Raw genomic sequence first — 25930 nt, forward strand, 5'->3', positions numbered from 1 at the left:
GCGGTTCGCAAGTCGGCCGCTAAGCGGAGAAAACCCCCAGGAGTTAGTAGTCTTCGTGCCCTTTAAATTTGAATTTGAGGAGCAAGCTCGCGCTGTAGAGGACGATTTGACGCTCGATATTACGACCGCCACCTGCCTGCAACTCAACCGCGACGTTAACAAGTATGTGCGCAGTGGGCCGACTATGCCGCTGGCGAATTTGCCAGTGTTTCGGATCACCGAAACGCGACTCGTTGACGGGTTTATTGCAGATAAGTACGACAATGAGTCTTTGGTGGTGGGTTTGTATGACCTTTCCCAAGGCATGCTAAAAGTCGCGAAAACCTGTCAACGAAGGATCTCTCGCAGGGTTGTCGACCTGATGCCGCCCAGCGTCAAAGCCTTGCTGGTAGCCGGCGGCATGGAGATTAAAAGCGAGTAAACCTACGGCTTTTAGCGTGCTGGCCGATAACGATAGACAGGTCGCTAAGCGGCCCCCGTATGCTTGCACCCCAGACCGTGCACAGGAGTGAATTGTGAAAGCGTGGATTGTATTGATGCTGGCGTTGGCCTTGCCGATGACGGCGGTGGCCGAAGAGGCTGAAGAGGGCGCTGGTAAGGTCAGCTATATCACCATGACCCCGCCGTTTGTGGGTAACTACGGGCTGGACGGCAGCCCGAAGCTCAAGGTTTACAAGGCGGATATTTCGCTGCGTGTGTCCAGTGACGAGGCCGCGAAGGCGGTCAAGGCCAATGATCCGTTGATCCGTAATCAGTTGGTGGGTTTGTTTACTCAGCAAACCAGCGACAGCCTGGGCAGTGTCGAAGCCAAAGAGAAAGTGCGCCAGCAAGCGCTGAAGCAGGTACAGCAAGTGATGACGGACGAGACGGGCAAGCCGATGGTGGATGATTTGCTGTTCAACAATTTGATTGTTCAGTAAACGCTAAAAGCCCCTCACCCCAGCCCTCTCCCGGAGGGAGAGGGAGCTTGCCGGGGGCGGTTTTGGATTCTGCGCAGTGCTTTCAGATCGCCAAAATCTTGAGCATCCCCCAATCAGTCCGCTCTCCCTGTGCAGAGGGAGCTTGCCGGAGGCGGTTTTGGATTCTGCGCAGTGCTTTCAGATCGCCAAAAATCTTGAGCATCCCCCAATCAGTCCGCTCTCCCTGTGCAGAGGGAGCTTGCCGGGGGCGGTTTTGGATTCTGCGCAGTGCTTTCAGATCGCCAAAATCTTGAACATCCCCCAATCAGCCCGCTCTCCCTGTGCAGAGGGAGCTTACCGGGGGCGGTTTTGGATTCTGCGCAGTGCTTTCAGATCGCCAAAATCTTGAACATCCCCCAATCAGTCCGCTCTCCCTGTGTAGAGGGAGCTTACCGGGGCGGTTTCAGATTCTGCGCAGTGCTTTCAGATCGCCAAAAATCTTGAGCATCCCCCAATCAGTCCGTTCTCCCTGTGTAGAGGGAGCTTACCGGGGCGTTTTCAGATTCTGCGCAGTGCTTTCAGATCGCCAAAAATCCTAAGCATCCCCCAATCAGTCCCCTCTCCCTCCGGGAGAGGGTTAGGGTGAGGGTCGATGTCACGACGCCAAACTCTTGCGGAACCTGGCCAGTGCGACGGCAAAAAACACCAAACCAATCGCCGTTAGCGCCAGCAGGTCCGGCCACACCACATCTACTCCCGCACCCCGAAACAAAATGGCCGCGCTCAAACTTACGAAGTGTGTGGATGGCGAGCACTGCATCACCCATTGCAGCCATTCAGGCATGCTGTCCAGCGGCGTGCTGCCGCCCGATAGCAAGAGCATGGGGATGATCACCGGGATGGCCAGCAGACCAAATTGCGGTGTAGATCGGGCCAACGTGGCGAGGAAGATCCCCAGCGCGGTACTGGCAAACAGGTACAGCGCGGTTACCATCAAAAATAACGCCAACGAGCCCGCCAGCGGCACGCCCAGCGCCCATTTGACGATGATTTCCAGTGACAGCCAGGTGCACACCACCACGACCAACATGTTGCTCCAGATCTTGGCGAGCATGATTTCCAGTGCCGTGAGCGGCAGCACCAGCAAGTGATCGAGGGTGCCGTGTTCACGCTCACGCAGCAACGCGGTGCCCGTTAACACGATGGCCAAAATGGTGATGTTGTTGACGATTTGAATCACCGCCAAAAACCAGCCGCCCTCCAGGTTCGGGTTGAACAGCGGACGGCTGTTGACCAGCGCCGGGGCTTTCGCGCCGGCATTGCCTTGCCCGGCGTAATCAAGCAACTCGCGCTGGAAAATCTGCCCGATATACCCCGCCCCCATAAACGCCTGGCTCATGGCCGTGGCATCCACGTTGAGCTGCACGGCAGGTTCGCGTCCTGCCAGCAAATCGGCCTGGAAGTTGGCGGGCACGTTGATCACAAATGTGTATTCGCCTTTGTCCAGCGCCTCGTCCAGTTGGTCATAGGGCAAGGCTTGCGGGGTTTTGAATTCCGGCGGCAGCAGCGACTCACTGAGCTTGCGTGACAAGGCGCTGTGGTCTTCGTCGATGATCGCGACACTGGCGTTGTGCACGCCAATGATGGAGCCCGCCGCCGGCATGTAAATCGCCACGGTAAAGGCATACAGCAAGAACAACAGCAGCACGCTGTCGTGACGCAGGCTGGTCAGCTCCTTGAGGCCCAAACGCAGGATGTGCGAGAGCTTATGCATCAGACCTCCTGCTTCTTGAGCATGATCAGGCTCAGGCCGGTGAAGGCGACAAAGAACCCGAACAGCGCCAGGCATTGTGGCCACAGCTGGCGCAGGTCCAGCGCTTTGGTGAAGGTGCCCACGGCAATGTCGAGGAAATGCCCGGCCGGGAACAACATGCCCATCAATGCCGCTGAGCCCTCAAGCGAGGAACGCGGCACGATCAGCCCCGAGAACTGAATCGTCGGCAAGCTGGTGATGATCATAGTGCCCAGAATGGCGGCAATCTGGGTGCGGGTGAACGCCGAGATCAACAGCCCCATGCTGGTGGTCGACAGCACATACAACACTCCGCCCAATGCCAAAGTGAGCCCACTGCCTTTAAACGGCACGCCAAACAGCCAGCGATTCATGGCCACCAGCAACGCCAGGTTGACCAGGCTGACGGCCAGATACGGCGCCTGTTTACCCAGCAAAAATTCAAGACGGGTCAGGGGTGTGGCGTAAAAGTTGGTGATGGAACCCAGCTCCTTTTCTCGCACGATCCCCAAGGCAGTGAGCATGGCCGGGATAAACGCGAGGATCAGCGCCATTACGCCGGGGCCAATGGCATTCACGCTGATGACGTCCTGGTTGTAGCGAAAGCGCACTTCCAGTTTGGCCGCCGACTGTTTGTTTTGCGCCAGGCTGCTCAGCGCACTCAACTGTTCAAGGTTGCCTTGATGCACCGCCTGAACGTAGCTACGGCTGGTTTCTGCTCGAAACGGCATGCCGCCATCAATCCAGGCAGCGACGGTGGGCTGGCGCCCGGCATACAGGTCGCGGCCAAAGCCTGGTGGTATCTCCAGGGCGATCTTGATCTCGGAGCGTTGCAGGCGTTTATGTAACTCTTCGGCGCTGGAGATCGGTTTGTGCTCTTCGAAATAACGCGAACTGCGGAACGCCTCCAGGTAGGCCCGACTTTGTGGGGTCTGGTCCTGGTCGTAGACGGCGAACGCAAGGTTTTCAACGTCCAGCGAAATGCCGTAGCCAAAAATTACCATCATGAACACGGCACCCAGCAGCGCGAAGGCCATGCGCACCTTGTCGCGCAAAAGCTCTTTGGATTCCCGGCTGGCCACGGCAATCAGCCGCGTCAGGCTAAAGCCACTTTTGCTGGGCGGCGGGGCGCTGGCTGCGGGCGTGGCGACGGTTTCGCTGTCGGAGGATGGATTGGCGCCCGGATCGTTTTGTGCCTGCTCAAGGCAGGTGACGAAGGCGGCTTCAAGGGTTTCGCCATTGAACTGTTTTTGCAACGCGTCTGGTGTGTCGCAGGCCAGTACTTTGCCCGCGTGCATCAGCGAGATGCGGTCGCAGCGCTGCGCTTCGTTCATGAAGTGGGTCGACAAAAAGATCGTCACCCCTTGGTCGCGCGACAGCTCGATCAACAGCCGCCAGAAGTCATCGCGAGCGGCGGGGTCAACACCCGACGTCGGTTCGTCGAGGATCAACACTTCGGGGCGGTGCAGCACTGCGACCGCCAATGACAAACGCTGCCGCAACCCCAGCGGCAGTTCGCCGGACTGTTGGTCGGCGACGTCGCCCAGGTCGAACCGCTCGATCAGCTCTTCGATGCGGGTCTGGCTTTCGTCCTTGGGCAGATCGAATAATTGCGCGTGCAGCACCAGGTTCTGGCGCACGCTCAACTCGCCGTACAGCGAAAAGCTTTGCGACATAAAGCCGACGCGCTTGCGGGTGGCCAGGTCCTTGGCGTTCACCGGGTTGCCCAGCAGTTTGGCGCTGCCTTCGGTGGCTGGCATCAAGCCGGTCAGCACCTTCATGGTGGTGGTTTTGCCACAGCCGTTGGAGCCCAGAAAACCGAAAATCTCGCCGCGGCCAATCGCAAAGCTGACCTTGTTCACGGCGGTGAAATCACCAAACTTCAGCGTCAGGTCGTGGGCTTCAATGGCGATGTCGGAGTTGTCGCCGGTCCGCGGCGGGATCACCAATGGCTCATTGCTGTGACCACTGTCCCCTTGGTAATGGGTGAAAGCTTCATCCAGTTTGCCGTTGGGTGAGGCGGCAGCCAGCTCCGTACTCAGGCCGGCCGCAATCAGTTTGCCGCGGTCGAGCATCAGGCAATGTTCAAACTGTTCGGCCTCTTCCATGTAGGCCGTTGCCACCAACAGCGTCAGTTGCGGGCGCTGGCTACGTACGTCTTCGACCAGTTCCCAGAAACGTCGCCGTGACAACGGGTCAACGCCGGTGGTGGGTTCGTCGAGAATCAGCAAGTCCGGTTCATGGATCAGTGCACAGCACAGACCGAGTTTTTGCTTCATGCCGCCCGAGAGCTTGCCCGCCGGGCGATCCGCGAAGCGCTCCAGATCGGTGGCCTTGAGCAACTGTTCCATGCGCTCTTCACATTCTTTTTTCGACAGGCCAAACAGCGTGCCGAAAAACCGAATGTTTTCGCTGATAGACAATTCGGGGTAGAGGTTGCCGCCCAAGCCCTGAGGCATAAAGGCAATCAGCGGGTAGAGCGTGTTGCGGTGATGGCGGTCATCGATGGGGCCGCCCAGGACATCAAGAGTGCCTTCCTGCAGTTTCTTGACCCCGGCAATCAGCCCGAGCAGGCTCGATTTGCCCGCGCCGTCGGGGCCGATCAGGCCGCAGCGGGTGCCTTTGGGCAAGCTGAACGCAACGTCGATCAGCGCCTGTTGTTTGCCGTACCGGTGGCTGATGCCACTGGCGTTTATCGCCAGATCGCTCATTGCAGATTAGCCGGCCAGTCCACATCGGCGGTTCGCACATACCCCGCGCCCGGCATGCCCGGTTTTGCCTGTGGCACGGCTTCAGGGTCGGTCAGGCGCAGCTTGACGCGGAACACCAGTTTTTGGCGTTCGTCGCGGGTTTCGACTTCTTTGGGGGTGAACTGTGATTTGGCCGCGACAAACGAGATTTTCGCCGGCAACGCCTGGTCGGGCAGGGCGTCGAGGACGATACGCGCTTCGGCACCCACGGTCAGTTTGCCGACCACCGCAGCGGGCAAGTACAGGTTCATGTACTGGTCGCTCGGGTCGATCATCATAAACACTCGACCACCCGAACCCAGCACTTCACCGGGCTCGGCCAGGCGCAACTGGATCACGCCGTCGATAGGCGCACGCAGGCTGCTGTCTTCGATTTCGCTGGTGAGTTGCGCGACCTGGGCTTCGCTGGAGGCGATGGCCGCTTTAGCCGCTGCGACTTGGGCCTGGGCGGCGCTGACGGCGGCGTTGCTGGTGTCGAATTGCGCCTGTTGCTGATCGACTTGCTGGCCGCTGGCAAAGCCGCGTTGCGACAGTTGGCGGGTGCGCTTGAGTTCCTGGCTGGCGAGCAGTTTTTCACTCTGGCGCAATTGCACGTTGGCTTCGTTGGCGGCCATTGCCTGGCGGGCCCGCTGCACTTCGGCCTGGGCCTGGACGCGGCTGGCCTCGAGTGTGCGGGTGTCCATGCGGGCCAGCAATTGACCCTTGGTTACGCGATCACCTTCATCGACCAGCACTTCGGCCAGGCGGCCGGGGATCTTGGCGGCGATTTGGACTTCTGTGGATTCTAGTCGGCCATTGCCCATGCTAATGCCTTCGGGGAGTCGGTCATGCTGGGATTTCCAGTAACCAAACCCGCCTGCTGCGACCAGCAGAATTGCCAAAGGGATAACGAAATAGTGGGAAATACGGTGATTCTTCGACATGCCGACATCCTGGTCACAGAGCGCTCTAGTTTGACTGTTTCAAGGCGTAAGGCTCTTGATGCCAGTCAAAGGAAGATGTGAGCGTAGTCGGCATTTGAGCTTCAAGCTGAAAGTTTTGAGCTCCAAGCCATAACTTTCAAGCTTGCCGCTCACTTCTTGCCGCTTGAAGCTCTGCGATAACAGCCCATTGCTCGGCCGTCACGGGCATCACCGACAAGCGACTGCCTTTTTGCACCAATGGCATTTCAGCTAAAGCGCTTTGCTGTTTCAGGTAGTCGAGCTTGATGACCTTGGGGAAGGTTTGCACGTGGGCGACTTGCAGTGCGCTCCATGGGTTTTTCTCGGGGCTGGCCTTGGCGTCGAAATAATGGCTTTGAGGATCGAGTGCGGTCGGGTCCGGGTAGGCTGCTTGTGCGATGCGGCCAATGCCGGCAATGCCCGGTTCCGGGCAGCTTGAGTGATAGAAGAAAAACTCGTCGCCCACGGCCATGGCACGCATGAAATTGCGCGCCTGATAGTTGCGCACGCCGTCCCAGCGCGCTTCGCCGATGTGCTGCAAGTCCTTGATTGAAAACTCGTCAGGCTCGGACTTCATCAACCAATAGGCCATTTTTTCGACTCCTGAAACATGGCGTAGTTATTTTGCCGGGCAACAAGCGGATAAACCGACAATCGGTTGACACCAGCGTTTGCGTGTCCGTTCGTGTTGCCTCAGAATGCCGCCATTTTAAGCTTGACGTTGCTGCACGGCCTATAACAAAAACCGTTGCTGACATCGTGTTGATTTGCCTGAAGGGGGGCAATCGATGAAACGCAAACCGGATTTACTGTGGGTGCTGGTTATTTTGTTCGGTCTGGGCGTGGTGACAACCGGTTATGCGCAAAGCCTCTGGTCTACTTCAAACGATGCGCCGATAGAACTGGCACAACAGCAAGTACAACCTTTCAAACGCTAACCACTCATGAACGAAGGCATCGCCGTAGCGTGATGCCTTGCGGGTCAATGCGCGACGTACCACTGGCTGTCCGAGACCGTGCCTTGTAACGGCACATCCCAACTGGCTTGCGCCAGACTCTCGACTTTTTGACATTCATGGGCCAGGCCCAGCAACGTCGGTTTGCGCCAGCTTTGGCGACGCGCCAGGTACGCGAGGCTGCGGTCATAAAAGCCGCCGCCCATGCCCAATCGTCCGCCCTTTGCATCAAATCCCACCAGCGGCAACAGCACCAGGTCCAAAGCCCAGACTTTGCGTTGGCGCGCGCGATTGATGCGCGGCTCCAGGATACGGAAACGGTTGGGGATCAGTTTTTCCCCCGGCGCATAACGCTGGAACACCATCTTGGTTCGGGGCCAGGCACTGAGCACCGGCAGGTAGGTGATCTTGCCCCGGCGCTGCGCTTCACGCAGCAAGAGGCGCGGGTCAATTTCACCGTCAGTGGGCAGATACAACGAAATATGTTTGGCGCGGCGAAACAGCGGATGTTGCGCTAGCTGCCGATACAGGCCGCGGGCTGCCTGACGTTGTTGGCAAGGTGACAATTCGCGGCGGGCTTTACGCAGCAGGCGGCGAAGTTGCGGGCGGGAGGGCGTCGCAGGTTCGGTCATGATGGCGTGCTGTTCAGGATCGAGCGCCCCGGACGGTGGGCTCGTGGTCAGCCAATGCCAGCCCTGAGCTGGCATTGTGCTGTGAAATCAGGCTCCCCGACGTACCGCTGTCGGCTTGGCCCTTGAACCCGAAAGTTCAAGGTGGAAGTTGCAGTAGACCTTAAGGCTTTCCGTCTAGCGGACATGCACACCGGCCCAACGTGCAAGCTCCAGGGTATTGCGAATCGGCTCAGGGACATCGCTAACTGGCGAATACTCCAGGGAGTGGCGAGAGTATACCCCAAAGAAACGTTTTGAATCAGCTCTGACGTTCGTTCGGATCAGTGGCCAGCACCAGATCTACACGGTCGAGCAGGTCGCGCACCTGTTCACGCGTCGCGCTGCTGGTTTGAACTTCAGGCGCTTCCTGCTTGTGCAGCAGGTCGTGGGTGATGTTCAGCGCGGCCATCACGGCGATACGGTCGGCGCCAATGACTTTGCCGCTGCTGCGGATCTCGCGCATCTTGCCGTCCAGGTAGCGTGCAGCGCTCACTAGATTGGCGCGCTCTTCCTGGGGGCACATGATCGAATATTCTTTATCGAGGATGTGGACGGTGACGCTACTGCTTGTACTCATGAGTCTTGCTCCAGGGCTTTGAGACGCGAAATCATCGATTCCACCTTGGTCCGGGCGATTTCGTTTTTTTCAATGAGGTGCGCGCGTTCTTCGCGCCATGTCTTTTCCTGAGCTACTAGGAGTCCGTTTTGGCGTTTAAGTTGCTCGACTCGTGTAATCAGCAACTCGAGTCTAGCCATCAGTGCATGCAGGTCGCTGTCTTCCATTGTGTCCTACTGTGTATTTTCTGATGGGGGGTGACTGCCAAGCCAGTTGACGCCTCGATGGTCTAGCCCGTCTGCCGATGCTAGGATACAAGGCCTCCATTCTAGACATAGCGCCGCTTGGCGCCTAGCTGACCATGCCTAATCAGAACTCCCCGTATCACGCCTTTGCCAACCTGCTGTCTACCAGCGGCCACACTGTTTCGCCTGCAGAACTGCACGGCCTGTTGCTGGGGCGCAGCGCGGCTGGCGCTGGCTTCGATCATGACGGCTGGCTGGCTGACGCGACCGAACTGTTCCAGAGCGAAAACGAAATCAGTGACAACGTACGCAATGCCTTGATCGGTTTGCAAGAGATGGTCAAGGGCGAACTGACCGGTGACGACATGACCGTCGTGCTGCTGTTGCCATCCGATGACGTGCCGCTGACCGAGCGCGCGGCTGCGCTGGGCGAATGGTGCCAGGGTTTCCTGGCCGGTTTTGGCCTGAACTACCGTGACAATGCCTTGAGCGAAGAAGGCAAGGAAGTGCTGCAGGACCTGGCCGCCATTGCCCAGGTGCAAGACGCCCTGGAAGAGTCGGATGACGGCGAAAACGACTACATGGAAGTCATGGAATACCTGCGCGTCGCGCCATTGCTGCTGTTCACTGAAACCAAAAAGCCTGATGAGGCTGCTGCTGCGAAGCCTTCGCTGCACTGATTGAACGTCAAGAAGGAAGCCATCTGCCCATGATCCATATCCCGAAATCGGAATACACCCGCCGCCGCAAGGCGCTCATGGCGCAGATGGAGCCCAACAGTATTGCGATCCTCCCGGCCGCCGCCGTGGCGGTGCGCAATCGCGACGTTGAATATGTGTACCGTCAGGACAGCAACTTCCAGTACCTGAGTGGTTTCCCTGAGCCGCAGGCGGTGATCGTGCTGATCCCCGGCCGCGTGCACGGCGAGTACGTGCTCTTTTGCCGCGAACGAAATGCCGAGCGCGAACTATGGGACGGCTTGCGTGCCGGCCAAGAGGGTGCCGTTCGCGACTATGGGGCCGACGATGCCTTCCCGATCGCCGACATTGACGACATTTTGCCGGGGCTGATAGAAGGCCGTGACCGGGTGTATTCGGCAATGGGCAGTAACCCCGAATTCGATCGCCACCTCATGGAATGGATCAATACCATTCGCTCCAAGGCCAGCCTCGGCGCTCAGCCGCCAAATGAATTCGTGGCTCTGGATCATCTGCTGCATGACATGCGTCTGTATAAATCGGCCGCCGAGATCAAGGTCATGCGTCACGCGGCGCAAATCTCGGCCCGTGCGCATATCCGTGCGATGCAAGCCAGTCGCGCCGGGCTGCACGAATATAGCCTGGAGGCCGAGCTGGATTACGAATTCCGCAAAAGCGGCGCGAAAATGCCGGCTTATGGCTCGATCGTCGCGTCGGGAGACAACAGCTGCATCCTGCACTACCAGGAAAACGACGCCCCGCTCAAGGACGGCAATCTGGTTTTGATCGATGCAGGTTGTGAGATCGACTGCTATGCCAGCGATATCAGCCGCACGTTCCCAGTGAGCGGTACGTTCTCCCCGGAGCAAAAAGCCATTTATGAACTGGTGCTGGCGGCGCAAGAGGCGGCCTTTGGTGAAATTGCGCCGAACAAGCACTGGAACCAGGCCCACGAAATCACCGTACAAGTCATCACCGCCGGGCTGGTTGAGCTGGGCCTGCTGGAAGGCGACGTTGACGAACTGATCGCCAGCGAAGCCTACAAAGCGTTCTACATGCACCGCGCTGGCCATTGGCTGGGGCTCGATGTGCATGATGTTGGCGAATACAAAGTGGGCGGTGAGTGGCGCGTGCTGGAGCCCGGCATGACCCTGACCGTTGAGCCGGGCATCTATATCAGTCCAAATAACCAGCAGGTTGCCAAAAAATGGCGCGGGATTGGCGTGCGCATCGAGGACGACGTCGTAGTCACCAAAAATGGCTGTGAAATCCTGACTGGCGACGTGCCGAAAACCGTCGCCGAGATTGAAGCCTTGATGGCGGCCGCACGGGCGAACGCAGCATGAGTCGCGTTCACCTGGCAATCATAGGCGGGGGGCTGGTTGGGGCGAGCCTGGCCCTGGCATTGCAGGCCGGGGCCAAGGCGCGGGGCTGGAAGATCGTGCTGATCGAACCCTTCGCTCCCGGCAACACTTACCAGCCGAGCTACGATGCCCGTTCATCGGCACTGAGCTATGGCTCGCGGCTTATTTATGAGCGCCTGGGCGTGTGGCAATCGATTATCGAACGTGGCGAACCGATCAATGACATTCACGTGTCAGATCGCGGGCGCTTCTCCACGGCGCGTTTGTCGGCCAGCGACGAAGGCGTACCAGCCCTTGGTTATGTGGTCGAAAACGCTTGGCTCGGCCAGTGCCTGTGGAAAAGTCTGGACCCTGACGTCATCAGTTGGCGTTGCCCGTCAGAAGTTATCCACATGCAGCCGCTTGAAGACGGCTACCGCCTGACCCTCAATGATGAAACTACGCTCGATTGCGATCTGGCAGTGCTGGCCGATGGCGGGCGTTCCGGGCTGCGCGAGCAACTGGGTATTCACGTGCGCAAGCGGCCTTATGACCAGAGCGCCCTGATCGCCAACATCTCCACCAGCCAGCCCCATGAGGGCATGGCCTTCGAGCGTTTTACCGACGAAGGGCCAATGGCCTTGCTGCCGTTGCCCGACAACCGCTGTGCGCTGGTCTGGACCCGTTTGGGCATGGATGCGCAGCGTCTGGCGGCACTGGATGAGCGCAGTTTCCTCAGCCAATTGCAGGAAGTGTTCGGCTACCGACTGGGCACACTCACACAGGTTGGCGCGCGGCATCTGTACCCACTCGTGCTGATTGAAGCTGAAGAGCAGGTGCGTGCGAACCTGGTGGTGCTGGGCAACGCGGCGCACAGCTTGCACCCGATTGCCGGTCAGGGCTTCAACCTGTCGTTGCGTGACGCCCAGGCCTTGGCCGATGCCTTGCTGTCGAGCGATCAAAGGCCTGGCGAGTTGGCCACCTTGCTGAGTTATCAACAGCGTCAACAGCTGGACCAACAGTTGACCATTGGTTTCTCGGATCAAGTGACGCGGCTGTTTGGCAGTGACCAAACGCTGATTTCGTTTGGCCGCAATCTGGGGTTGATGGGCCTCGATGTACTGCCGCCCGCCAAGCGCTGGTTTGCCCGTCAGGCCATGGGCCTGGGCACGCGCGCAGACAGCTGATAGCGGCCGGGGCGTTTACCGCGCCCGGTGTCGACTACCCTTTTTTAAATGCGGCCCTGGCCGCGAGCGAGACAGGCTTAAAGCATGGAAATGCGCGCAGATGTGCTGATTGTCGGGGCCGGAATGGTCGGAAGCGCCTTGGCGTTGGCGCTTAAAGACAGCGGGCTGAACGTGGTGCTGCTCGACGGCAGCCCGCTCAGCGTCAAACCCTTCAACGCTCAAGACACGTTCGAGCCTCGGGTCAGCGCCTTGTCGGCCGCCAGCCAGCGTATCTTGCAGCGTCTGGGTGCCTGGAACGGTATCCGCGCACGGCGCACAAGCCCGTACTCGCACATGCATGTGTGGGATGGCAGCGGCACTGGGCAGATTCATTTCTCGGCGGCCAGCGTGCACGCCGATGTGCTGGGCCATATCGTCGAAAACCGCGTGGTGCAGGACGCCTTGTTGGATTGCCTCCACGCGGCAGACATCGAGATGCTGGCCAATGCCCGCCTGGAGCAAATGCGCCGCTCGGGTGACGACTGGCTGCTGACCTTGGCCAACGGCCGTACCTTGCGCGCTCCGCTGGTGGTGGCGGCCGATGGCGCCCACTCAGCCGTGCGCCGTCTGACCGGCTGTGAGACCCGCGAATGGGATTACCAGCATCACGCCATCGTCACCAGCGTGCGCTGCGCACAGCCGCATCAGCAGACCGCCTGGCAGCGCTTCACCGACCACGGCCCGCTGGCATTTTTGCCGCTGGAGCGTGAAGGCCAGCAGGACTGGTGCTCGATCGTCTGGTCGACCACCCCGGAGCAAGCTGAGCAGTTGATGGCGCTGGACGACGAAGCCTTTTGCCGCGAGCTGGCGTTCGCCTTTGAAGGGCGCCTGGGCAACGTATTGAGTGCCGATCCAAGAGTGTGCGTGCCGCTGCGTCAGCGTCATGCCAAGCGTTACGTGGCTGAGGGCCTGGCGTTGATCGGTGATGCGGCGCACACCATTCACCCGCTGGCCGGGCAGGGCGTTAACTTGGGCTTTCTGGACGCCGCGGTGCTGGCGGATGTGTTGTTGCACGCGGTGGATCGCGGTGAGCGACTGGCCGATGTGCGGGTACTGAGCCGTTTCGAGCGTCGCCGCATGCCCCACAACTTGGCGTTGATGGCGGCGATGGAAGGCTTTGAGCGATTGTTCCAATCGGATTCGCTGACGGCACGGTTGGTGCGCAACACCGGTTTGAAATGGGTCAACCAGATGCCCGAGGCCAAGGCCCTGTTCGTACGTCAGGCGCTGGGTCTCACCGGCGACCTGCCGCCGTTGGCCAAGGCCTGACGGTGCGCCGTAACATCTGGTAACGCCTCTGGGGCGAGTTCGGTTGAGCTGGCAAATGTGATTCACTACCATTTACGCCCGTTTCGCATTTGAGAGACCACCCTCCATGCTGGTACCCAAGCGTCTACTGACAGCCCTGGCCCTTACCGTGTTCGGGAGCAGCGCGTTCGCTGCCGACGAGGTGGTGGTTTACTCCTCGCGAATCGACGAGTTGATCAAGCCGGTATTTGACGCCTACACCGCTAAAACCGGGGTCAAGGTCAAGTTCATTACCGACAAGGAAGCGCCGCTCATGCAGCGCATCAAGGCTGAAGGCCAAAACGCCACGGCCGACCTGCTGCTGACCGTGGACGCCGGCAACCTTTGGCAAGCCGAGCAAATGGGCATCCTGCAGCCCATCCAGTCCGAGGTCATCGACAAAAACATCCCGCCTCAATACCGCTCCTCGACCCACGAGTGGACCGGCCTGAGCCTACGTGCGCGGACCATTGCCTACGCGACTGACCGGGTCAAGCCAGAAGAGCTGTCGACCTACGAAGCCCTGGCTGACAAGAAATGGGAAGGGCGCCTGTGCCTGCGTACCGCTAAGAAGGTCTATAACCAGTCGTTGACCGCGACCATGATCGAAGTGAATGGCCCCAAAGAGACTGAAGAAATCCTCAAGGGCTGGGTGAACAACCTGTCCACAGACGTGTTTTCCGATGACATTGCGGTGCTCGAAGCGATCAACGCCGGGCAGTGCGACGTCGGCATCGTCAACACCTACTACTACGGCCGCCTGCACAAGCAGAAGCCCGATCTGGCGGTCAAACTGTTCTGGCCGAATCAGGCCGACCGTGGGGTTCACGTCAACCTGTCGGGTATTGGCCTGACCAAATACGCGCCGCACCCAGAAGCTGCCAAAGCGCTGGTGGAGTGGATGACCACCCCTGAGGCCCAGGCGATTTTTGCCGGCACTAACCAGGAATTCCCGGCTAACCCGGACGTTTCGCCGTCGTCTGAGGTGGCCAGTTGGGGTGACTTCAAAGCTGACGAATTACCGGTTGAAGTGGCCGGCAAGCGTCAGGCAGAAGCGATCCGCATGATGGACCGCGCTGGCTGGAATTGATCAAAGCCCTCACCCAGCCCTCTCCCAGAGGGAGCTCAATTGCGGTGTTAGATAGATCTGCTTTTGCTTTTAGTTCCCTCTCCCCCGGGAGAGGGCTAGGGTGAGGGACTTTTGACCGCACTAATCCCTTCCGAGAGTTTTTCGTGGCCCATCCTGCCCAACGTCGCTGGTATCCGCTGGTCTTTGCCATTGCCGCTCTGGTGTTACTGCCACTGAGCGTCTTGCTGTTGTCCTGGCAGGACATTGACGCGCAGATCTGGAGCCATTTGTGGGATACGCAGATGCCGCGCCTGCTGGGCAACACGCTGACGCTGATCGTCGGTGTGGGCATCGGGGTCACCTTGCTCGGTGTCAGCCTGGCATGGCTGACCAGCCTGTGCGAATTCCCCGGTCGACGCTGGCTGGACTGGGCACTGATGCTGCCGTTTGCAATCCCGGCCTATGTGCTGGCGTTCGTCTTTGTCGGCTTGCTGGACTTCGCTGGGCCCGTTCAGAGCCTGCTGCGCGAATGGTTTGGCACGGGCCTGCGTTTACCGCGCGTGCGTTCCACCGGCGGCGTGATCACCGTGCTGATCCTGGTGTTCTACCCGTACGTGTACTTGCTCGCGCGCACCGCCTTTTTGGCGCAAGGCAAAGGTTTGATGGAAGCGGCACGGATCTTGGGGCAAAGCCCGTGGCAGGCCTTCTGGCGCGTGGCATTGCCCATGGCACGCCCGGCCATCGGTGCGGGTGTCGCCTTGGCGCTTATGGAAACCCTGGCTGATTTTGGCGCCGTGTCGGTGTTCAACTTCGACACGTTCACCACTGCAATCTATAAAACCTGGTACGGCTTTTTCAGCCTGTCGACCGCTGCCCAGTTGGCCAGTCTGTTGCTGCTGGTGGTCATGGTCGTGCTCTATGGCGAGCGCCGGGCGCGTGGTGCCAGCCGTGCCAGTAACGAGCGGCCCCGGGTCAAAGCCTTGTATCACTTGCGTGGCCCCAAGGCCTGGCTGGCCAGCGGCTGGTGCCTGCTGATCTTTGCCTGCGCCTTCGTCATTCCGGTGCTGCAACTGGTGGTGTGGTTCTGGCAACGCGGGCGGTTCGATCTGGATGAACGCTACACCGGGCTCATTCTGCACACCCTGTATCTGGGTAGCATGGCGGCGCTGATTACCGTCTGTGTAGCGTTGGTGCTGGCGTTTGCCCGGCGTCAGGCGCCGACCCGGGCCATCCGTGCCGGGGTCAGTCTGGCCAACCTCGGTTATGCCTTGCCTGGCTCTGTGTTGGCGGTGTCGATCATGTTGGCCTTCAGCTACCTGGACCGCGAACTGGTGGTGCCGATGTCGGGCTGGTTGGGCGGGGCGGGCAAACCGCTGTTGCTGGGCAGCCTGTCAGCGTTGCTGTTGGCATATCTGGTGCGCTTTATCGCGGTGGCGTATGGCCCGCTGGAAAATAGCCTGGCGCGTATCCGGCCCTCGTTGCCCGAGGCGGCCCGTAGCCTGGGGGTGAGTGGCCCACGACTGTTTTTCAAAGTGTATCTGCCGTTATTGCTGCCGGGCACCTTGAGTGCCGCGTTGCTGGTGTTTGTCGATGTACTCAAAGAGATGCCGGCCACGCTGCTGATGCGTCCATTTGGCTGGGATACGCTGGCGGTACGGATCTTTGAGATGACCAGTGAAGGCGAGTGGGCAAGGGCCTCGCTGCCTGCCTTGACGCTGGTTCTGGTCGGTTTGCTACCCGTGATCGGCCTGATTCGCCGCTCGGCACATCGCAACGGTTAGGTGCCAGTCCTCCTGCATACGGCTACAATGCGCGGCATTCGGTGCGGTCTGTCTGTCAGGCCAGGACGTTTGTTAAACGCGGCAAGGCTTCTTTCAACGGCCTGAAACGTTGCCAACCCCTGTCCGCACCTTCGCCAAGCCCGGAAGGAGAAACCCATGGGACAGCGTACGCCTTTGTATGACCTGCACCTCGCCCTTGGCGCGAAGATGGTCGATTTTGGCGGTTGGGATATGCCCCTGCATTACGGTTCGCAAGTTGAGGAGCACCACGAGGTGCGACGCGACTGCGGAGTGTTTGATGTCTCGCATATGACCGTGATTGACGTCACCGGGGATCAGGCCAAGGAATGGCTACAGCATTTGTTGGCCAACGATGTCGAACGTCTGAACACGCCCGGCCGCGCCCTCTACAGCGCCATGCTCAACGAAAACGGCGGTGTGGTTGACGACATGATCGTCTACCTGTTGCCGACGGGTTATCGGCTGATCGTCAATGCCGCCACCCGCGAGCAGGACCTGGCCTGGATGAACGCCCAGATGCAGGGCTATGACGTCCAGTTGCAAGAGCGCCCTGAGCTGGCGCTGCTGGCCATTCAAGGCCCGCAGGCACGGCATAAGGTGGCTGAGCTGGTAAGTCAGGCCCGCGGCCAGCTTATTCAGCAGTTGCAGCCCTTTGAAGGCCAGGTCAGCGGTGACTGGTTCATCGCCCGTACCGGTTACACCGGTGAAGACGGCCTGGAAATCCTCCTCCCGGCCGATCAGGCACCGGCGTTTTTCAACGATCTGGTCGGCGCAGGTATTTCTCCTATAGGCTTGGGCGCGCGCGATACCTTGCGTCTGGAAGCCGGCATGAATCTCTATGGGCAGGATATCCACCTGTCTGTCTCGCCCCTTTCAGCCAACATGGCATGGACCATTGCCTGGGAACCTGCCTCGCGCAAGTTCATCGGCCGCGAAGCACTGGAGGCAGAAAAAGCCAACGGCTCACGGCTCAAACTGGTGGGTTTGGTGCTCGAAGAACGGGGTGTTCTGCGGGCTCATCAAGTCGTTCGCATCGCTGATGTTGGCGAAGGGGAGATCACCAGTGGTAGTTTCTCTCCTACGCTCAGCAAATCGATTGCGTTGGCCCGGGTGCCAATGGCAACGGCTGATCGCGCCGAGGTTGAGATTCGTGGCAAGTGGTACCCGGTGCGCGTGGTTAAACCGACTTTTGTTCGTCTTGGCAAAGCCTTGATCTAACGTTTACTGGCTGGCTCGCACAGGGTGCGCGCCGCTGACATTTCTTCTTGAGGACACTGAATATGAGCAATATCCCTGCGGAACTGCGCTTTGCTGAAAGTCACGAGTGGGCACGTCTGGAAGCTGATGGCACGATTACCGTAGGTATCAGCGATCACGCCCAGGAAGCGCTGGGTGATGTGGTGTTTGTTGAGCTGGCGGAAGTCGGCAAAGTCTTCGCCGCAGGTGATACCGCTGGTGTGGTGGAGTCGGTAAAAGCCGCTTCGGATATTTACTCACCGGTATCGGGCGAAGTGATTGCAGTCAACGAAGCGCTGGCGGATGCCCCTGAAGGGCTGAACGACGATTCGTACGCCAACTGGATCTTCAAGCTCAAGCCATCCAACACCGCCGAGCTGGAAAAACTGCTGGACGCTGCAGGCTACAAAGCCGCCATCGGCGAGTAAACCAAACCCCTGTAGGAGCGAGCTTGCCTCGCGATCTTTTAAAAGATCAAAAGATCGAGAGGCCAGCTCGTTCCTACAGAGTTTCGCGTGTTAAGCGTTTTTCAATACTGTTTTAACCGCTTCTACAGAGCGCTCCACATCGGCCTTGGTCATTGCCGTAAACATCGGCAGTGACACGATTAAACGTCCTACACGTTCGGCCACCGGCAACATCCCTTCCTTGAAACCACGCTCACGGTACAAGCTCAGCAAGTGAATCGGCGGATAGTGGTAACCGATGCCGACGCCCAATGCTTGCATCTCTTTCATGAACGTCGCACGTGCTGGCTGGCCGTCTTTGCGCTCGGGCAAGACCAGTTGGAACAAATGCCAGTTGGTGTTGTTGAAGTCGGCCACCGGCAGCTGCGCACCGTATTCGGCTTCAAAGTCCGGACCGAAGCAGTCGAAGTAATGCTTGGCCAGCTCACGGCGGTGAGCCGTGATGGATTCGATGTGGGCAAACTGGCCCAGGCCAATCGCCGCGGCAATGTCGGTCATGTTGAACTTGCCGCCCAGCACGTCTACGTCCAGGCCGTCAAAGCCGGTGCGGGTCACGCCTTGCAGGCGATATTTCTCAGCCAGGCGCGCTTCTTCTTCGTTGTTCAGCACCAGGCAACCGCCCTCGGATGAGGTGATGTTTTTGTTGGCCTGGAAGCTGAATGAAACGAAGTCGCCGCGGGCGCCAATGCGCTGCCCTTGCCAGCTCGACCCTAGCGCTTGAGCGGCGTCTTCGACCACGCGCAGGTTGTGCTTTTTCGCCAGTGCGTAGAGCGCGTCCATGTCTACCGGCAAGCCCGACAGGTACACCGGAATAATGGCTTTGGTGCGTGGCGTGATGGCGGCCTCCACCTGGGCCAGGTCGATGTTGCGTGTCACTGGATCGATATCGGCAAACACCGGCGTGGCGCCGACTTCGATGATCACGTTGGCGGTGGCCACCCACGAAATAGGCGTGGTGATCACTTCATCGCCCGCACCGATACCGGCGATGCGCAGGGCGATTTCCATGGTGCAGGTACCGGAGTTGAATGTGCGCACCGGGCGACCGCCAAAGTACTCGGACAATTGCGCCTCGAACGCCTGAACCTTTGGCCCGCTGGTGATCCAGCCCGAGCGCAACACGTCGCCTACGGCAGCAATAGTGGCTTCATCAATGGTGGGTTTGGAAAACGGCAGGAAAGGCAGAGAACTCATAGAGGCTAGACGTCCGATGTGAATTTGGGTGAGTAAAGCATACCCAGCGCCTTGTTCACAGCCGGTGAAAATTCTGTATGAACGCTGAATGAAATAACCCGTAGTCGCTGCCGCAGGCTGTGAAGGATTGCGCAGCAATCCGTTATCTCGAAGCCGGCGCGATTACCGGCGCGATTCTTAGCGCAGCCTGCGGCAGTGACGACACATGGTGAGCTTTACTCTGACGTGGCGTTTTTAACCAGAATCGCGTTGGCCAGTTCCATGTCGCTGACCTTCAGGTTCGGGTTGTCCGCACGCACTTGCTGCATCGCTGATTCAAGGTAAGGCCCGCGAATTTCGCCGTTGCTGGCAACAAAGCTACCGGCGTCATCTTGAGCGGCAATCACTTTGCGGTCTTTTTTGAACGTCAGGTAGGTCGAACCGGTTGTCGCCCCCGAAGACAGGACGTCACGCCAAAAACCATCGGCCATGACTGAGCCGACAGGCAGGGACAGCAGTGCAATAGAGGCGACAGCATATTTGAGGCGCATGATGGGTGACTCCGAATAAGTTAGTTCCCTGTTTGATTGTAGATGTAGATAGGGAGTTCCCTACGTTATGACACCCGCTCCACGCTTAACACGGTGCCGTTTTGGGCGGTTACACGCACAGGGGTGCCGACTTCTGCGTCAGGTCCGACTGCCATCCAGACACCATCACCGACTTTGATCTTGCCCCGGCCTTCCACAATGGCTTGCTGCACGATAAACGTGCGACCGATCAACTCGTGCCCGCGACTGTTCAGTTCAGGTTGGTTGCTGTTGGCGATGGTGTTGCGCTGGCGTTTCCACCACAACACCGCTGTGAGGATTGCCAGTATGCCGAACAGGGGCAATTGCAGCGCCCAGGACAAGGCGGGAATCATAAATGTCACGGCCCCGACGATAAGGCCCGCAATGCCCACCCAAAGCAGATAACCGCCGGCACCAAACACTTCCAGGATCAATAGAATCGTGCCCAGCGCCAGCCAGTCCCAGTAGCTCAGGTTTTGCATGAACTCCCACATGCATCAGGCCTTTTTGTTATCGAAGGTCGCTTTGACGATTTCGCCGATACCCCCGACTGCACCGATGACCTGACTGGCTTCCAGTGGCATCAAGATGACCTTGCTGTTGTCGGCAGAGGCCAGTTGGCCCAGTGCATCGATGTATTTTTGTGCGACAAAGTAATTGATTGCCTGCACGTTGCCCGTGGCAATGGCTTCGGAAACCACTTGCGTTGCCCTGGCTTCTGCTTCGGCCTGACGTTCGCGGGCTTCTGATTCGAGAAACGCTGCCTGGCGGCCACCTTCGGCTTCGAGGATCTGCGCCTGTTTTTTACCTTCAGCGGTCAAGATGGCGGAGGCGCGCAGGCCCTCAGCTTCAAGAATTTGTGCGCGCTTGATCCGCTCGGCTTTCATTTGTCCGGACATGGCGGCCATCAGATCGGCCGGAGGGCTGATGTCTTTTATTTCGATACGGGTGATCTTGATGCCCCACGGTGCGGTGGCTTCATCGACCGTGCGCAGAAGCTTTTCATTGATACCGTCACGCTGGCTCAGCATCGCGTCCAGCTCCATGGAGCCGAGCACGGTACGGATGTTGGTTTGCAGCAAGTTGCGAATGGCGTGTTCGAGGTTATTGACCTCATAGGCGGCTTGCGCCGTGTTGACGACCTGAAAGAAGCACACGGCATCGATTTGAACGGTGGCGTTGTCGGCGGTGATGACTTCTTGAGGCGGGATATCGAGCACGCTCTCCATCACATTGATCTTGCGTCCGATACGATCCATCACCGGGATGATGATGTTGAGGCCCGGTTTTAGCGTGTTGGTGTAGCGTCCGAAGCGCTCAACCGTCCACTGATAACCTTGCGGTACGACCTTGAAACCCATGAAAAGCAGGGCAATGGCCAAAGCGACAAATAACAGGACAACAGTACCCACTTGCATAACCATTCCTTGTCTGGATGTGTGAGAGCTATAAGCGGGCCAAAGTTTAACCATCAAGCCAAATGCAAACTGATTAAATAATAGACAAAACAATTCAACATGCAGGTGTTACGCGCAATGTTTCAGCCAGAGTGGTCATGCCGGCGGTCACTTTTTGTGCAGCTGCCACCCGCAAAGGCCGCATGCCTTCACTGCAGGCTTCGCGGCGCAGGGCCGTGATATCGGTTTGCGGATTGATCAGTGCCTTCAGGCGGTCACTCATCAGCATGATTTCGTAGACGCCGGCCCGCCCGCAATAACCCGTGCCTCGACACTCCAGGCAGCCATTGGCCCGCCAGGCATGCGCAGGGGGTGTAGTGAGCGGGTCGGGCGCCAAGCCCTGCCAGTCGTGCGCGAGCATGGGCTGCTCGGTCTTGCACTCCGGGCACAATGTGCGGACAAGCCGCTGGGCCATCACGCCCAGCAATGTGGCCTTGATCAGATAAGGCGCAACGCCCAGTTCTTGCAGGCGGCTGATCGCACTGGGGGCGTCGTTGGTGTGCAGGGTGGACAGCACCAGGTGCCCGGTCAGGGCTGCCTGAATGGCAACTTCGGCGGTTTCCAGGTCGCGGATCTCGCCCAGCATGATGATGTCGGGGTCCTGGCGCAGCAGGGCTCGCACCCCGCTGGCGAAACTCAGGTCGATGTTGGCGTGGACCTGCATCTGATTGAACGCCGGTTCAATCATTTCGATCGGGTCTTCAAGGGTGCACAGGTTGACCTGCGGGGTGGCCAGTTGCTTGAGCGTGGCGTACAAGGTGCTGGTTTTGCCGGAGCCAGTCGGCCCGGTGATCAGGATGATGCCGTTGGGCTGGCGGATCATCTGCTCCCAGCGCTGCAGGTCTTCGCCGTCAAAGCCCAGTTGATCGAAGCTTTTGAGCACCACCTGCGGATCGAAAATACGCATCACCAGTTTTTCGCCAAAGGCGGTTGGCAAGGTGGCGAGGCGCAGCTCCACTTCGGTTCCGGCCGGAGTTTTGGTTTTCAGCCGACCGTCCTGGGGTTTGCGTTTTTCGGCGACATTCATCCGCCCCAGGCTCTTGAGGCGGCTGACGATGGCCACCGTGACGTGCGGTGGGAACTGGTAGACCTGATGCAAGAGGCCATCGATGCGAAAGCGCACGCCGCCCTGTTCGCGACGGGGTTCGATGTGGATATCGCTGGCCCGCTGCTCAAAGGCGTACTGAAAAAGCCAGTCGACGATATTCACAATGTGCGCATCGTTGGCGTCGGGTTCCTGGCCGCCGCCGCTCAGGGTCAACACTTGTTCCAGGTCGGTTGAGTGGCTGGTTTTTTGATCAAGCAGCGCGGCCCCGCTCACCGATTTGGCCAGTTGGTAAAACTCCGCGTTTAGCCGCTGGATCTCCAGCGGATTGGCAATCACCCGCTTGATCGGGCGCTTGAGCAAGTGTTTGAGGTCTGCCTCCCAGCGGCTGACCCAGGGTTGGGCGCTGGCAATAGTGATGGCGTGCTCATCGGCTGCCACGGCCAGGATCTTGTGGCGCTGGGCGAAGGCAAACGACATCAGCCCGGTTACCGTTGCGGCATCGATCTTCAGCGGGTCGAGGCGCAGGTAAGGTTGCGCGAATTGCGCGGCGAGCCAGGCGGTCAGGGTTTCAAGGTCCAGGGTCTTGCCGGGGCGGGCAGGGTCTTCCAAGTGCTGATTGGCCAGAAACACCAGTGGATGCACATCGCTATTGAGCGGGTCGCGACTGCGGATCAATGCCTGCTCCGCACAGCCAGGGAGCAGGCGGCCTTGTGCGAGCAGGACGGGTAACAGTTGCTTGAGGGTGAGCCACTGGTCATGAGGCGGGGCATTGCGCATGGACAGCTCCTGGGGACGTCTTCAAACACCAGCGCAGACGTATCCTTGTCTGCGTTGTGTGAAGCCTAGTCACCCTGGGCTGATCATGGCCGGGGCAATCGTTGCGGGCTGTTACCCGGTTAGTGCGGACCTGGCCGGTTGAGCGGGTTCCAGCGTCATGTCGAACACGCTGATCAGATTGCGTAATTTTTCGCCAATTACCTGAGCGCGGTGCCAGCTTTGTTCATCGCTGACAATTTCAATGCTGAAACTGTCTTCATCACGCATTACTTCAACCTGCTGAGGGATGAGCTGCTGCAAGGCAAACAGATTCAAAATCCGGCACAGCACATCGGCTTCTGCTTCTGCCTGGATGATAAACCGCACGGCACACGGCGCTGCATGGCTGGCCCAGACATCGGGGCGGGTTGAGGGATGGACGGCTTCCAGAGGCGACATGCAATTACTCCTGATTAGGCTGGAGAAATATTTACACGTCGGACGGGGTTTTTTTTATCTAAGATGTATCGATTAAGCGAAAGAAAGACTTATTCAAGTCGCGACTAAATTATCCATAGGTATTTTTATGCAAGGTGACCTCGACGCGTATGACCGGCGCATTCTCGCGCTTGTGCAAGAAGACGCTTCATTGTCCAGCGCACAGATTGCCGAACAGGTGGGGTTGTCACAATCGCCTTGCTGGCGGCGCATTCAGCGGATGAAAGACGAAGGCATTATTCGCGGGCAAGTGACTCTGCTGGACCGCAAGAAAATCGGTCTCAACACGCAGATTTTTGCCGAGATCAAACTGAACGCTCACGGGCGCTCCAACTTCACCGAATTTACCGATGCGATTCGCGGTTTTCCCGAGGTGCTGGAGTGTTATGTGCTGATGGGCGCAGTGGATTTTTTACTGCGCATTGTTACGGCGGACATCGAGGCTTATGAGCGCTTCTTTTTCGAGAAGTTGTCGATGGTGCCGGGCATTCAAGAAGTGAACTCGATCGTCGCGTTGTCTGAGATCAAATCCACCACGTGCTTGCCGGTTCAATGAATGGCGTGCAAAAAAAATGGCCTTCGCGAGGAAGGCCATTTTCAAGCAGCTGTCAGTGAACGAACAGCGCAATCAGGATGATGATCGGGATAGGGATACCGAGAAAGAACAATAGAATCGAGCGCATTTTTATTCTCCAGAGTTAACGGTCATTGCCGGTTGTGAGGTAGGTCACGGCATCGCGACGGCGACCACCGAAGGTTGCACACAGGCTGGCAAAGAACGCGCCCAGCAGCAGTGTGATAAAGGCCCACAAGGTGCTCCAGGCGGCAGCTTTGGCGGCCACGTCAGCCGCTTCCTTGGCTTTGACCTTGGCGTCTTCGATGGCCTGATGTGCTTTGCCATAGACTTGGTCAATGCGTTGCTCGGCTTCAGGCTGAGTCAGGTTGGTCCGCTGGGCAATGATTTGCGCCAGGTAGCCGCGATCGTCAGCATTCAGTTCGCCGTCCTGCAGGCCGCGAACCAGAATACGGCTGACAACCCCGCGTACATCCTCCTCACTCAAAGACGTGCCGTTTTCATTGCGGAACAGGCTGTCGATGTAATAGTTCGGGCCTTTGTCTTCTTTGCGCATGTGCTCGCCGGCTGCACTGGCTGCGCTGCCCACTGCGGAGGCCGCGCCGGAAGCCACGTTGGCCGACGCCTGAACGCCGCTACCAATAGCGCTGCTCAGGGAACTTGCGATCAGCACGGCGGAGACGAGCGTGGCCACAGCCCACGACAAAAAGCCGTGTGCGGTGTCGCGAAAGTACACTTCATCGCCGTGCATGCTGGACCATTTGACCCGCAGGCGCCCCGCCAGATAACCGCCCATGCCTGAGGCAATGATTTGCGTCAGGGCCAGCCAGATAATTGCGGTGAAGCCCAGCGCTTTGGCGCCTACACCTTCATCGGCCCACGGTGAAATGGCCGAAAAGCCCAATCCGGCACCCAATAAAACCAGCAGTAGAGAGAGTGAAGCCGCGGCGGCGGCACCCGCAAAAATGGCGGCCCAAGACACGCCTGATTGGTTGGAGGAATCCTGCGGGGCAGGTGGATAGTGCTCTGTCGTCCCGATCATTATTGTTGTGCTCCTGAAATGAAATGAGGTGCAGCCTTCATTCAAGGAATTGCAGGGGGCATGCCAAGACCGATTTGCCAGTGAACTCTTTATATTTCAACGAGATAGGATTTAGACCGAAAACACCAATCATGCAGCCTGCATGATTCAGGCAAATGCAAGCGGGCGTAATGCACTGGCACGGGGGAGACGGCGTGGCCGCGAGCCATTGAAAACGGGAGACCGTGGTCTCCCGTTTGGGGGTGTCAGTGGTGACGGTGTTTTCTTTTCTTGTGATGACCGTAGGCATGACCGCGGCCTCGGTGGTCATCGCGGTCGTAGCGACGATCGTTGGCGTCGCTTTTATTACCCATGTAGTTACCCAGTGCACCTCCAGCCGCACCGCCCGCAGCCGAACCAACCAGTGCGCCAGTGCTGCCGCCGGCTCCGCGCCCCAGCACGTTGCCCCCTGCCGCGCCCAGTGCGCCACCGATTGCCGCTTCGCCACGGTTGCGCTTATCGGCCCCCACGGCACTGCCTGCCGCGCCACCCACGCCTGCACCAATGGTTGAACCGGTCGAGCCGCCCAACTGCTGGCCGACTACGGCGCCCAGCACCCCGCCTAATGCGCCGCCCACACCGGCTTCGGTGGTGCCACCGGCTGAGGCAACGCCACTGACCAGGCCAAGGGACAACAAGAGAATCGAGGGGAGCTTCATGGGTGAGCCTCAAAAGAATGACGGCGCGATCCTGAGGCTGGAGGGGGAGGGTTACAATCGGAATCCGACCAGTAACACGAGTTATATGAATTTACATAACTTGTTGTTTTTGTTGAGGAACTTAATGTTTTTTCGTGGGTCTGTTTGTGGTTCAGACAGGCCAATTTCTACGGA

27 protein-coding genes and 1 other RNA gene are annotated in these 25930 nt (G+C 58.8%); 12 read left to right on the forward strand and 16 right to left on the reverse strand.

From position 1 onward, the window contains the following. Positions 1 to 55 precede the first annotated feature (55 nt). The gene (locus NTD86_RS13215; RefSeq protein WP_262202870.1) at positions 56 to 421 is read left to right on the forward strand and encodes a hypothetical protein; all 366 of its coding nucleotides are present in this window, start codon (positions 56 to 58) and stop codon (positions 419 to 421) included. 94 nt (positions 422 to 515) lie between these two features. Then, complete coding sequence (locus NTD86_RS13220) at positions 516 to 920, forward strand: flagellar basal body-associated protein FliL (RefSeq protein ID WP_262202872.1); 405 nt, start codon at positions 516 to 518, stop codon at positions 918 to 920. Between the two features lie 634 nt (positions 921 to 1554). Here NTD86_RS13220 and NTD86_RS13225 read toward each other — a convergent pair. The 4 genes from NTD86_RS13225 to NTD86_RS13240 form a co-directional block, all read right to left on the reverse strand. Further along, complete coding sequence (locus NTD86_RS13225) at positions 1555 to 2673, reverse strand: ABC transporter permease (protein WP_262202874.1); 1119 nt, start codon at positions 2671 to 2673, stop codon at positions 1555 to 1557. Then, positions 2673 to 5402 (reverse strand): ribosome-associated ATPase/putative transporter RbbA, encoded by a 2730-nt coding sequence (gene rbbA / locus NTD86_RS13230; RefSeq protein WP_262202875.1) that lies wholly within the window; start codon positions 5400 to 5402, stop codon positions 2673 to 2675. Before rbbA ends, NTD86_RS13225 begins: the two co-directional genes overlap by 1 nt. After that, entirely contained in the window at positions 5399 to 6364 is a 966-nt protein-coding gene (locus NTD86_RS13235) for an HlyD family secretion protein (RefSeq protein WP_262202876.1), read from the reverse strand. Before NTD86_RS13235 ends, rbbA begins: the two co-directional genes overlap by 4 nt. A 136-nt stretch (positions 6365 to 6500) precedes the next feature. Next, positions 6501 to 6974, reverse strand: coding sequence for an EVE domain-containing protein (locus NTD86_RS13240; protein ID WP_262202877.1), 474 nt, complete (start codon positions 6972 to 6974; stop codon positions 6501 to 6503). 196 nt (positions 6975 to 7170) lie between these two features. Here NTD86_RS13240 and NTD86_RS13245 point away from each other — a divergent pair, with 196 nt between their 5' ends. Next, entirely contained in the window at positions 7171 to 7320 is a 150-nt protein-coding gene (locus NTD86_RS13245; protein ID WP_262202878.1) for a hypothetical protein, read from the forward strand. 44 nt (positions 7321 to 7364) lie between these two features. Here NTD86_RS13245 and NTD86_RS13250 read toward each other — a convergent pair whose 3' ends face one another. From NTD86_RS13250 to NTD86_RS13265, 4 genes are all read right to left on the reverse strand, one after another. Further along, positions 7365 to 7970, reverse strand: coding sequence for a 5-formyltetrahydrofolate cyclo-ligase (locus tag NTD86_RS13250; RefSeq protein ID WP_262202880.1), 606 nt, complete (start codon positions 7968 to 7970; stop codon positions 7365 to 7367). A gap of 89 nt (positions 7971 to 8059) precedes the next feature. Further along, a non-coding RNA gene (gene ssrS / locus NTD86_RS13255) (6S RNA) lies at positions 8060 to 8237 on the reverse strand. Positions 8238 to 8268: 31 nt separating this feature from the next. Next, positions 8269 to 8586: a cell division protein ZapA gene (locus NTD86_RS13260; protein WP_262202882.1), complete on the reverse strand. Its 318-nt coding sequence runs from the start codon at positions 8584 to 8586 to the stop codon at positions 8269 to 8271. Then, positions 8583 to 8792 (reverse strand): TIGR02449 family protein, encoded by a 210-nt coding sequence (locus tag NTD86_RS13265; RefSeq protein WP_262202884.1) that lies wholly within the window; start codon positions 8790 to 8792, stop codon positions 8583 to 8585. The genes NTD86_RS13260 and NTD86_RS13265 overlap by 4 nt, the downstream gene beginning before the upstream one ends. Before the next feature lie 134 nt (positions 8793 to 8926). Between NTD86_RS13265 and NTD86_RS13270 the strand changes: the two genes are divergently transcribed. The 8 genes from NTD86_RS13270 to gcvH all read left to right on the forward strand — a co-directional run bounded on the left by NTD86_RS13270 (position 8927) and on the right by gcvH (position 17899). Then, positions 8927 to 9490, forward strand: coding sequence for a YecA family protein (locus NTD86_RS13270; RefSeq protein WP_262202885.1), 564 nt, complete (start codon positions 8927 to 8929; stop codon positions 9488 to 9490). A gap of 29 nt (positions 9491 to 9519) precedes the next feature. Continuing rightward, positions 9520 to 10854, forward strand: coding sequence for a Xaa-Pro aminopeptidase (gene pepP / locus NTD86_RS13275; protein ID WP_262202886.1), 1335 nt, complete (start codon positions 9520 to 9522; stop codon positions 10852 to 10854). Continuing rightward, positions 10851 to 12038 carry a 2-octaprenyl-6-methoxyphenyl hydroxylase gene (gene ubiH, locus NTD86_RS13280; protein ID WP_262202888.1) on the forward strand — a complete coding sequence of 396 codons (1188 nt, stop codon included), beginning with the start codon at positions 10851 to 10853 and terminating at the stop codon, positions 12036 to 12038. Before pepP ends, ubiH begins: the two co-directional genes overlap by 4 nt. A 90-nt stretch (positions 12039 to 12128) precedes the next feature. Then, positions 12129 to 13346 (forward strand): 2-octaprenyl-3-methyl-6-methoxy-1,4-benzoquinol hydroxylase, encoded by a 1218-nt coding sequence (locus NTD86_RS13285; RefSeq protein ID WP_262202953.1) that lies wholly within the window; start codon positions 12129 to 12131, stop codon positions 13344 to 13346. A 106-nt stretch (positions 13347 to 13452) separates the two neighbouring features. Beyond that, complete coding sequence (locus NTD86_RS13290; protein WP_262202889.1) at positions 13453 to 14454, forward strand: extracellular solute-binding protein; 1002 nt, start codon at positions 13453 to 13455, stop codon at positions 14452 to 14454. A gap of 143 nt (positions 14455 to 14597) precedes the next feature. Then, entirely contained in the window at positions 14598 to 16214 is a 1617-nt protein-coding gene (locus NTD86_RS13295) for an ABC transporter permease (RefSeq protein ID WP_262202890.1), read from the forward strand. Positions 16215 to 16370: 156 nt separating this feature from the next. Continuing rightward, positions 16371 to 17453, forward strand: a complete 1083-nt coding sequence (gene gcvT, locus NTD86_RS13300; RefSeq protein WP_262202892.1) for a glycine cleavage system aminomethyltransferase GcvT — start codon at positions 16371 to 16373, stop codon at positions 17451 to 17453. 62 nt (positions 17454 to 17515) lie between these two features. Then, complete coding sequence (gcvH, locus tag NTD86_RS13305) at positions 17516 to 17899, forward strand: glycine cleavage system protein GcvH (RefSeq protein WP_262202893.1); 384 nt, start codon at positions 17516 to 17518, stop codon at positions 17897 to 17899. Positions 17900 to 17989: 90 nt separating this feature from the next. Here gcvH and NTD86_RS13310 read toward each other — a convergent pair whose 3' ends face one another. The 6 genes from NTD86_RS13310 to NTD86_RS13335 all read right to left on the reverse strand — a co-directional run bounded on the left by NTD86_RS13310 (position 17990) and on the right by NTD86_RS13335 (position 23403). Further along, positions 17990 to 19132, reverse strand: coding sequence for a DegT/DnrJ/EryC1/StrS family aminotransferase (locus NTD86_RS13310; RefSeq protein ID WP_262202894.1), 1143 nt, complete (start codon positions 19130 to 19132; stop codon positions 17990 to 17992). Positions 19133 to 19347: 215 nt separating this feature from the next. Next, on the reverse strand, positions 19348 to 19662 hold the full coding sequence (locus NTD86_RS13315; protein ID WP_262202895.1) for a DUF2388 domain-containing protein: 315 nt from the start codon (positions 19660 to 19662) through the stop codon (positions 19348 to 19350). A 65-nt stretch (positions 19663 to 19727) separates the two neighbouring features. After that, the gene (locus NTD86_RS13320; protein ID WP_262202896.1) at positions 19728 to 20177 is read right to left on the reverse strand and encodes an NfeD family protein; all 450 of its coding nucleotides are present in this window, start codon (positions 20175 to 20177) and stop codon (positions 19728 to 19730) included. Positions 20178 to 20180: 3 nt separating this feature from the next. Next, complete coding sequence (locus NTD86_RS13325; protein ID WP_262202897.1) at positions 20181 to 21101, reverse strand: SPFH domain-containing protein; 921 nt, start codon at positions 21099 to 21101, stop codon at positions 20181 to 20183. A gap of 94 nt (positions 21102 to 21195) precedes the next feature. Further along, complete coding sequence (locus tag NTD86_RS13330; RefSeq protein ID WP_410016979.1) at positions 21196 to 22965, reverse strand: GspE/PulE family protein; 1770 nt, start codon at positions 22963 to 22965, stop codon at positions 21196 to 21198. A 111-nt stretch (positions 22966 to 23076) separates the two neighbouring features. Next, on the reverse strand, positions 23077 to 23403 hold the full coding sequence (locus NTD86_RS13335; protein WP_262202899.1) for a hypothetical protein: 327 nt from the start codon (positions 23401 to 23403) through the stop codon (positions 23077 to 23079). 127 nt (positions 23404 to 23530) lie between these two features. Here NTD86_RS13335 and NTD86_RS13340 point away from each other — a divergent pair, with 127 nt between their 5' ends. After that, on the forward strand, positions 23531 to 23998 hold the full coding sequence (locus tag NTD86_RS13340; RefSeq protein ID WP_262202901.1) for an Lrp/AsnC family transcriptional regulator: 468 nt from the start codon (positions 23531 to 23533) through the stop codon (positions 23996 to 23998). Between the two features lie 142 nt (positions 23999 to 24140). Here the strand turns inward: NTD86_RS13340 and NTD86_RS13345 are convergent, their stop codons facing one another. After that, the gene (locus NTD86_RS13345) at positions 24141 to 25058 is read right to left on the reverse strand and encodes a hypothetical protein (protein ID WP_262202903.1); all 918 of its coding nucleotides are present in this window, start codon (positions 25056 to 25058) and stop codon (positions 24141 to 24143) included. Positions 25059 to 25303: 245 nt separating this feature from the next. Further along, a complete protein-coding gene (locus NTD86_RS13350) occupies positions 25304 to 25756 on the reverse strand; it encodes a glycine zipper domain-containing protein (RefSeq protein WP_262202905.1) in 453 nt (150 codons plus the stop codon). Between the last annotated feature and the right edge of the window lie 174 nt (positions 25757 to 25930).

This window comes from Pseudomonas sp. 7P_10.2_Bac1, from assembly GCF_025465935.1.
Lineage (GTDB): Bacteria > Pseudomonadota > Gammaproteobacteria > Pseudomonadales > Pseudomonadaceae > Aquipseudomonas.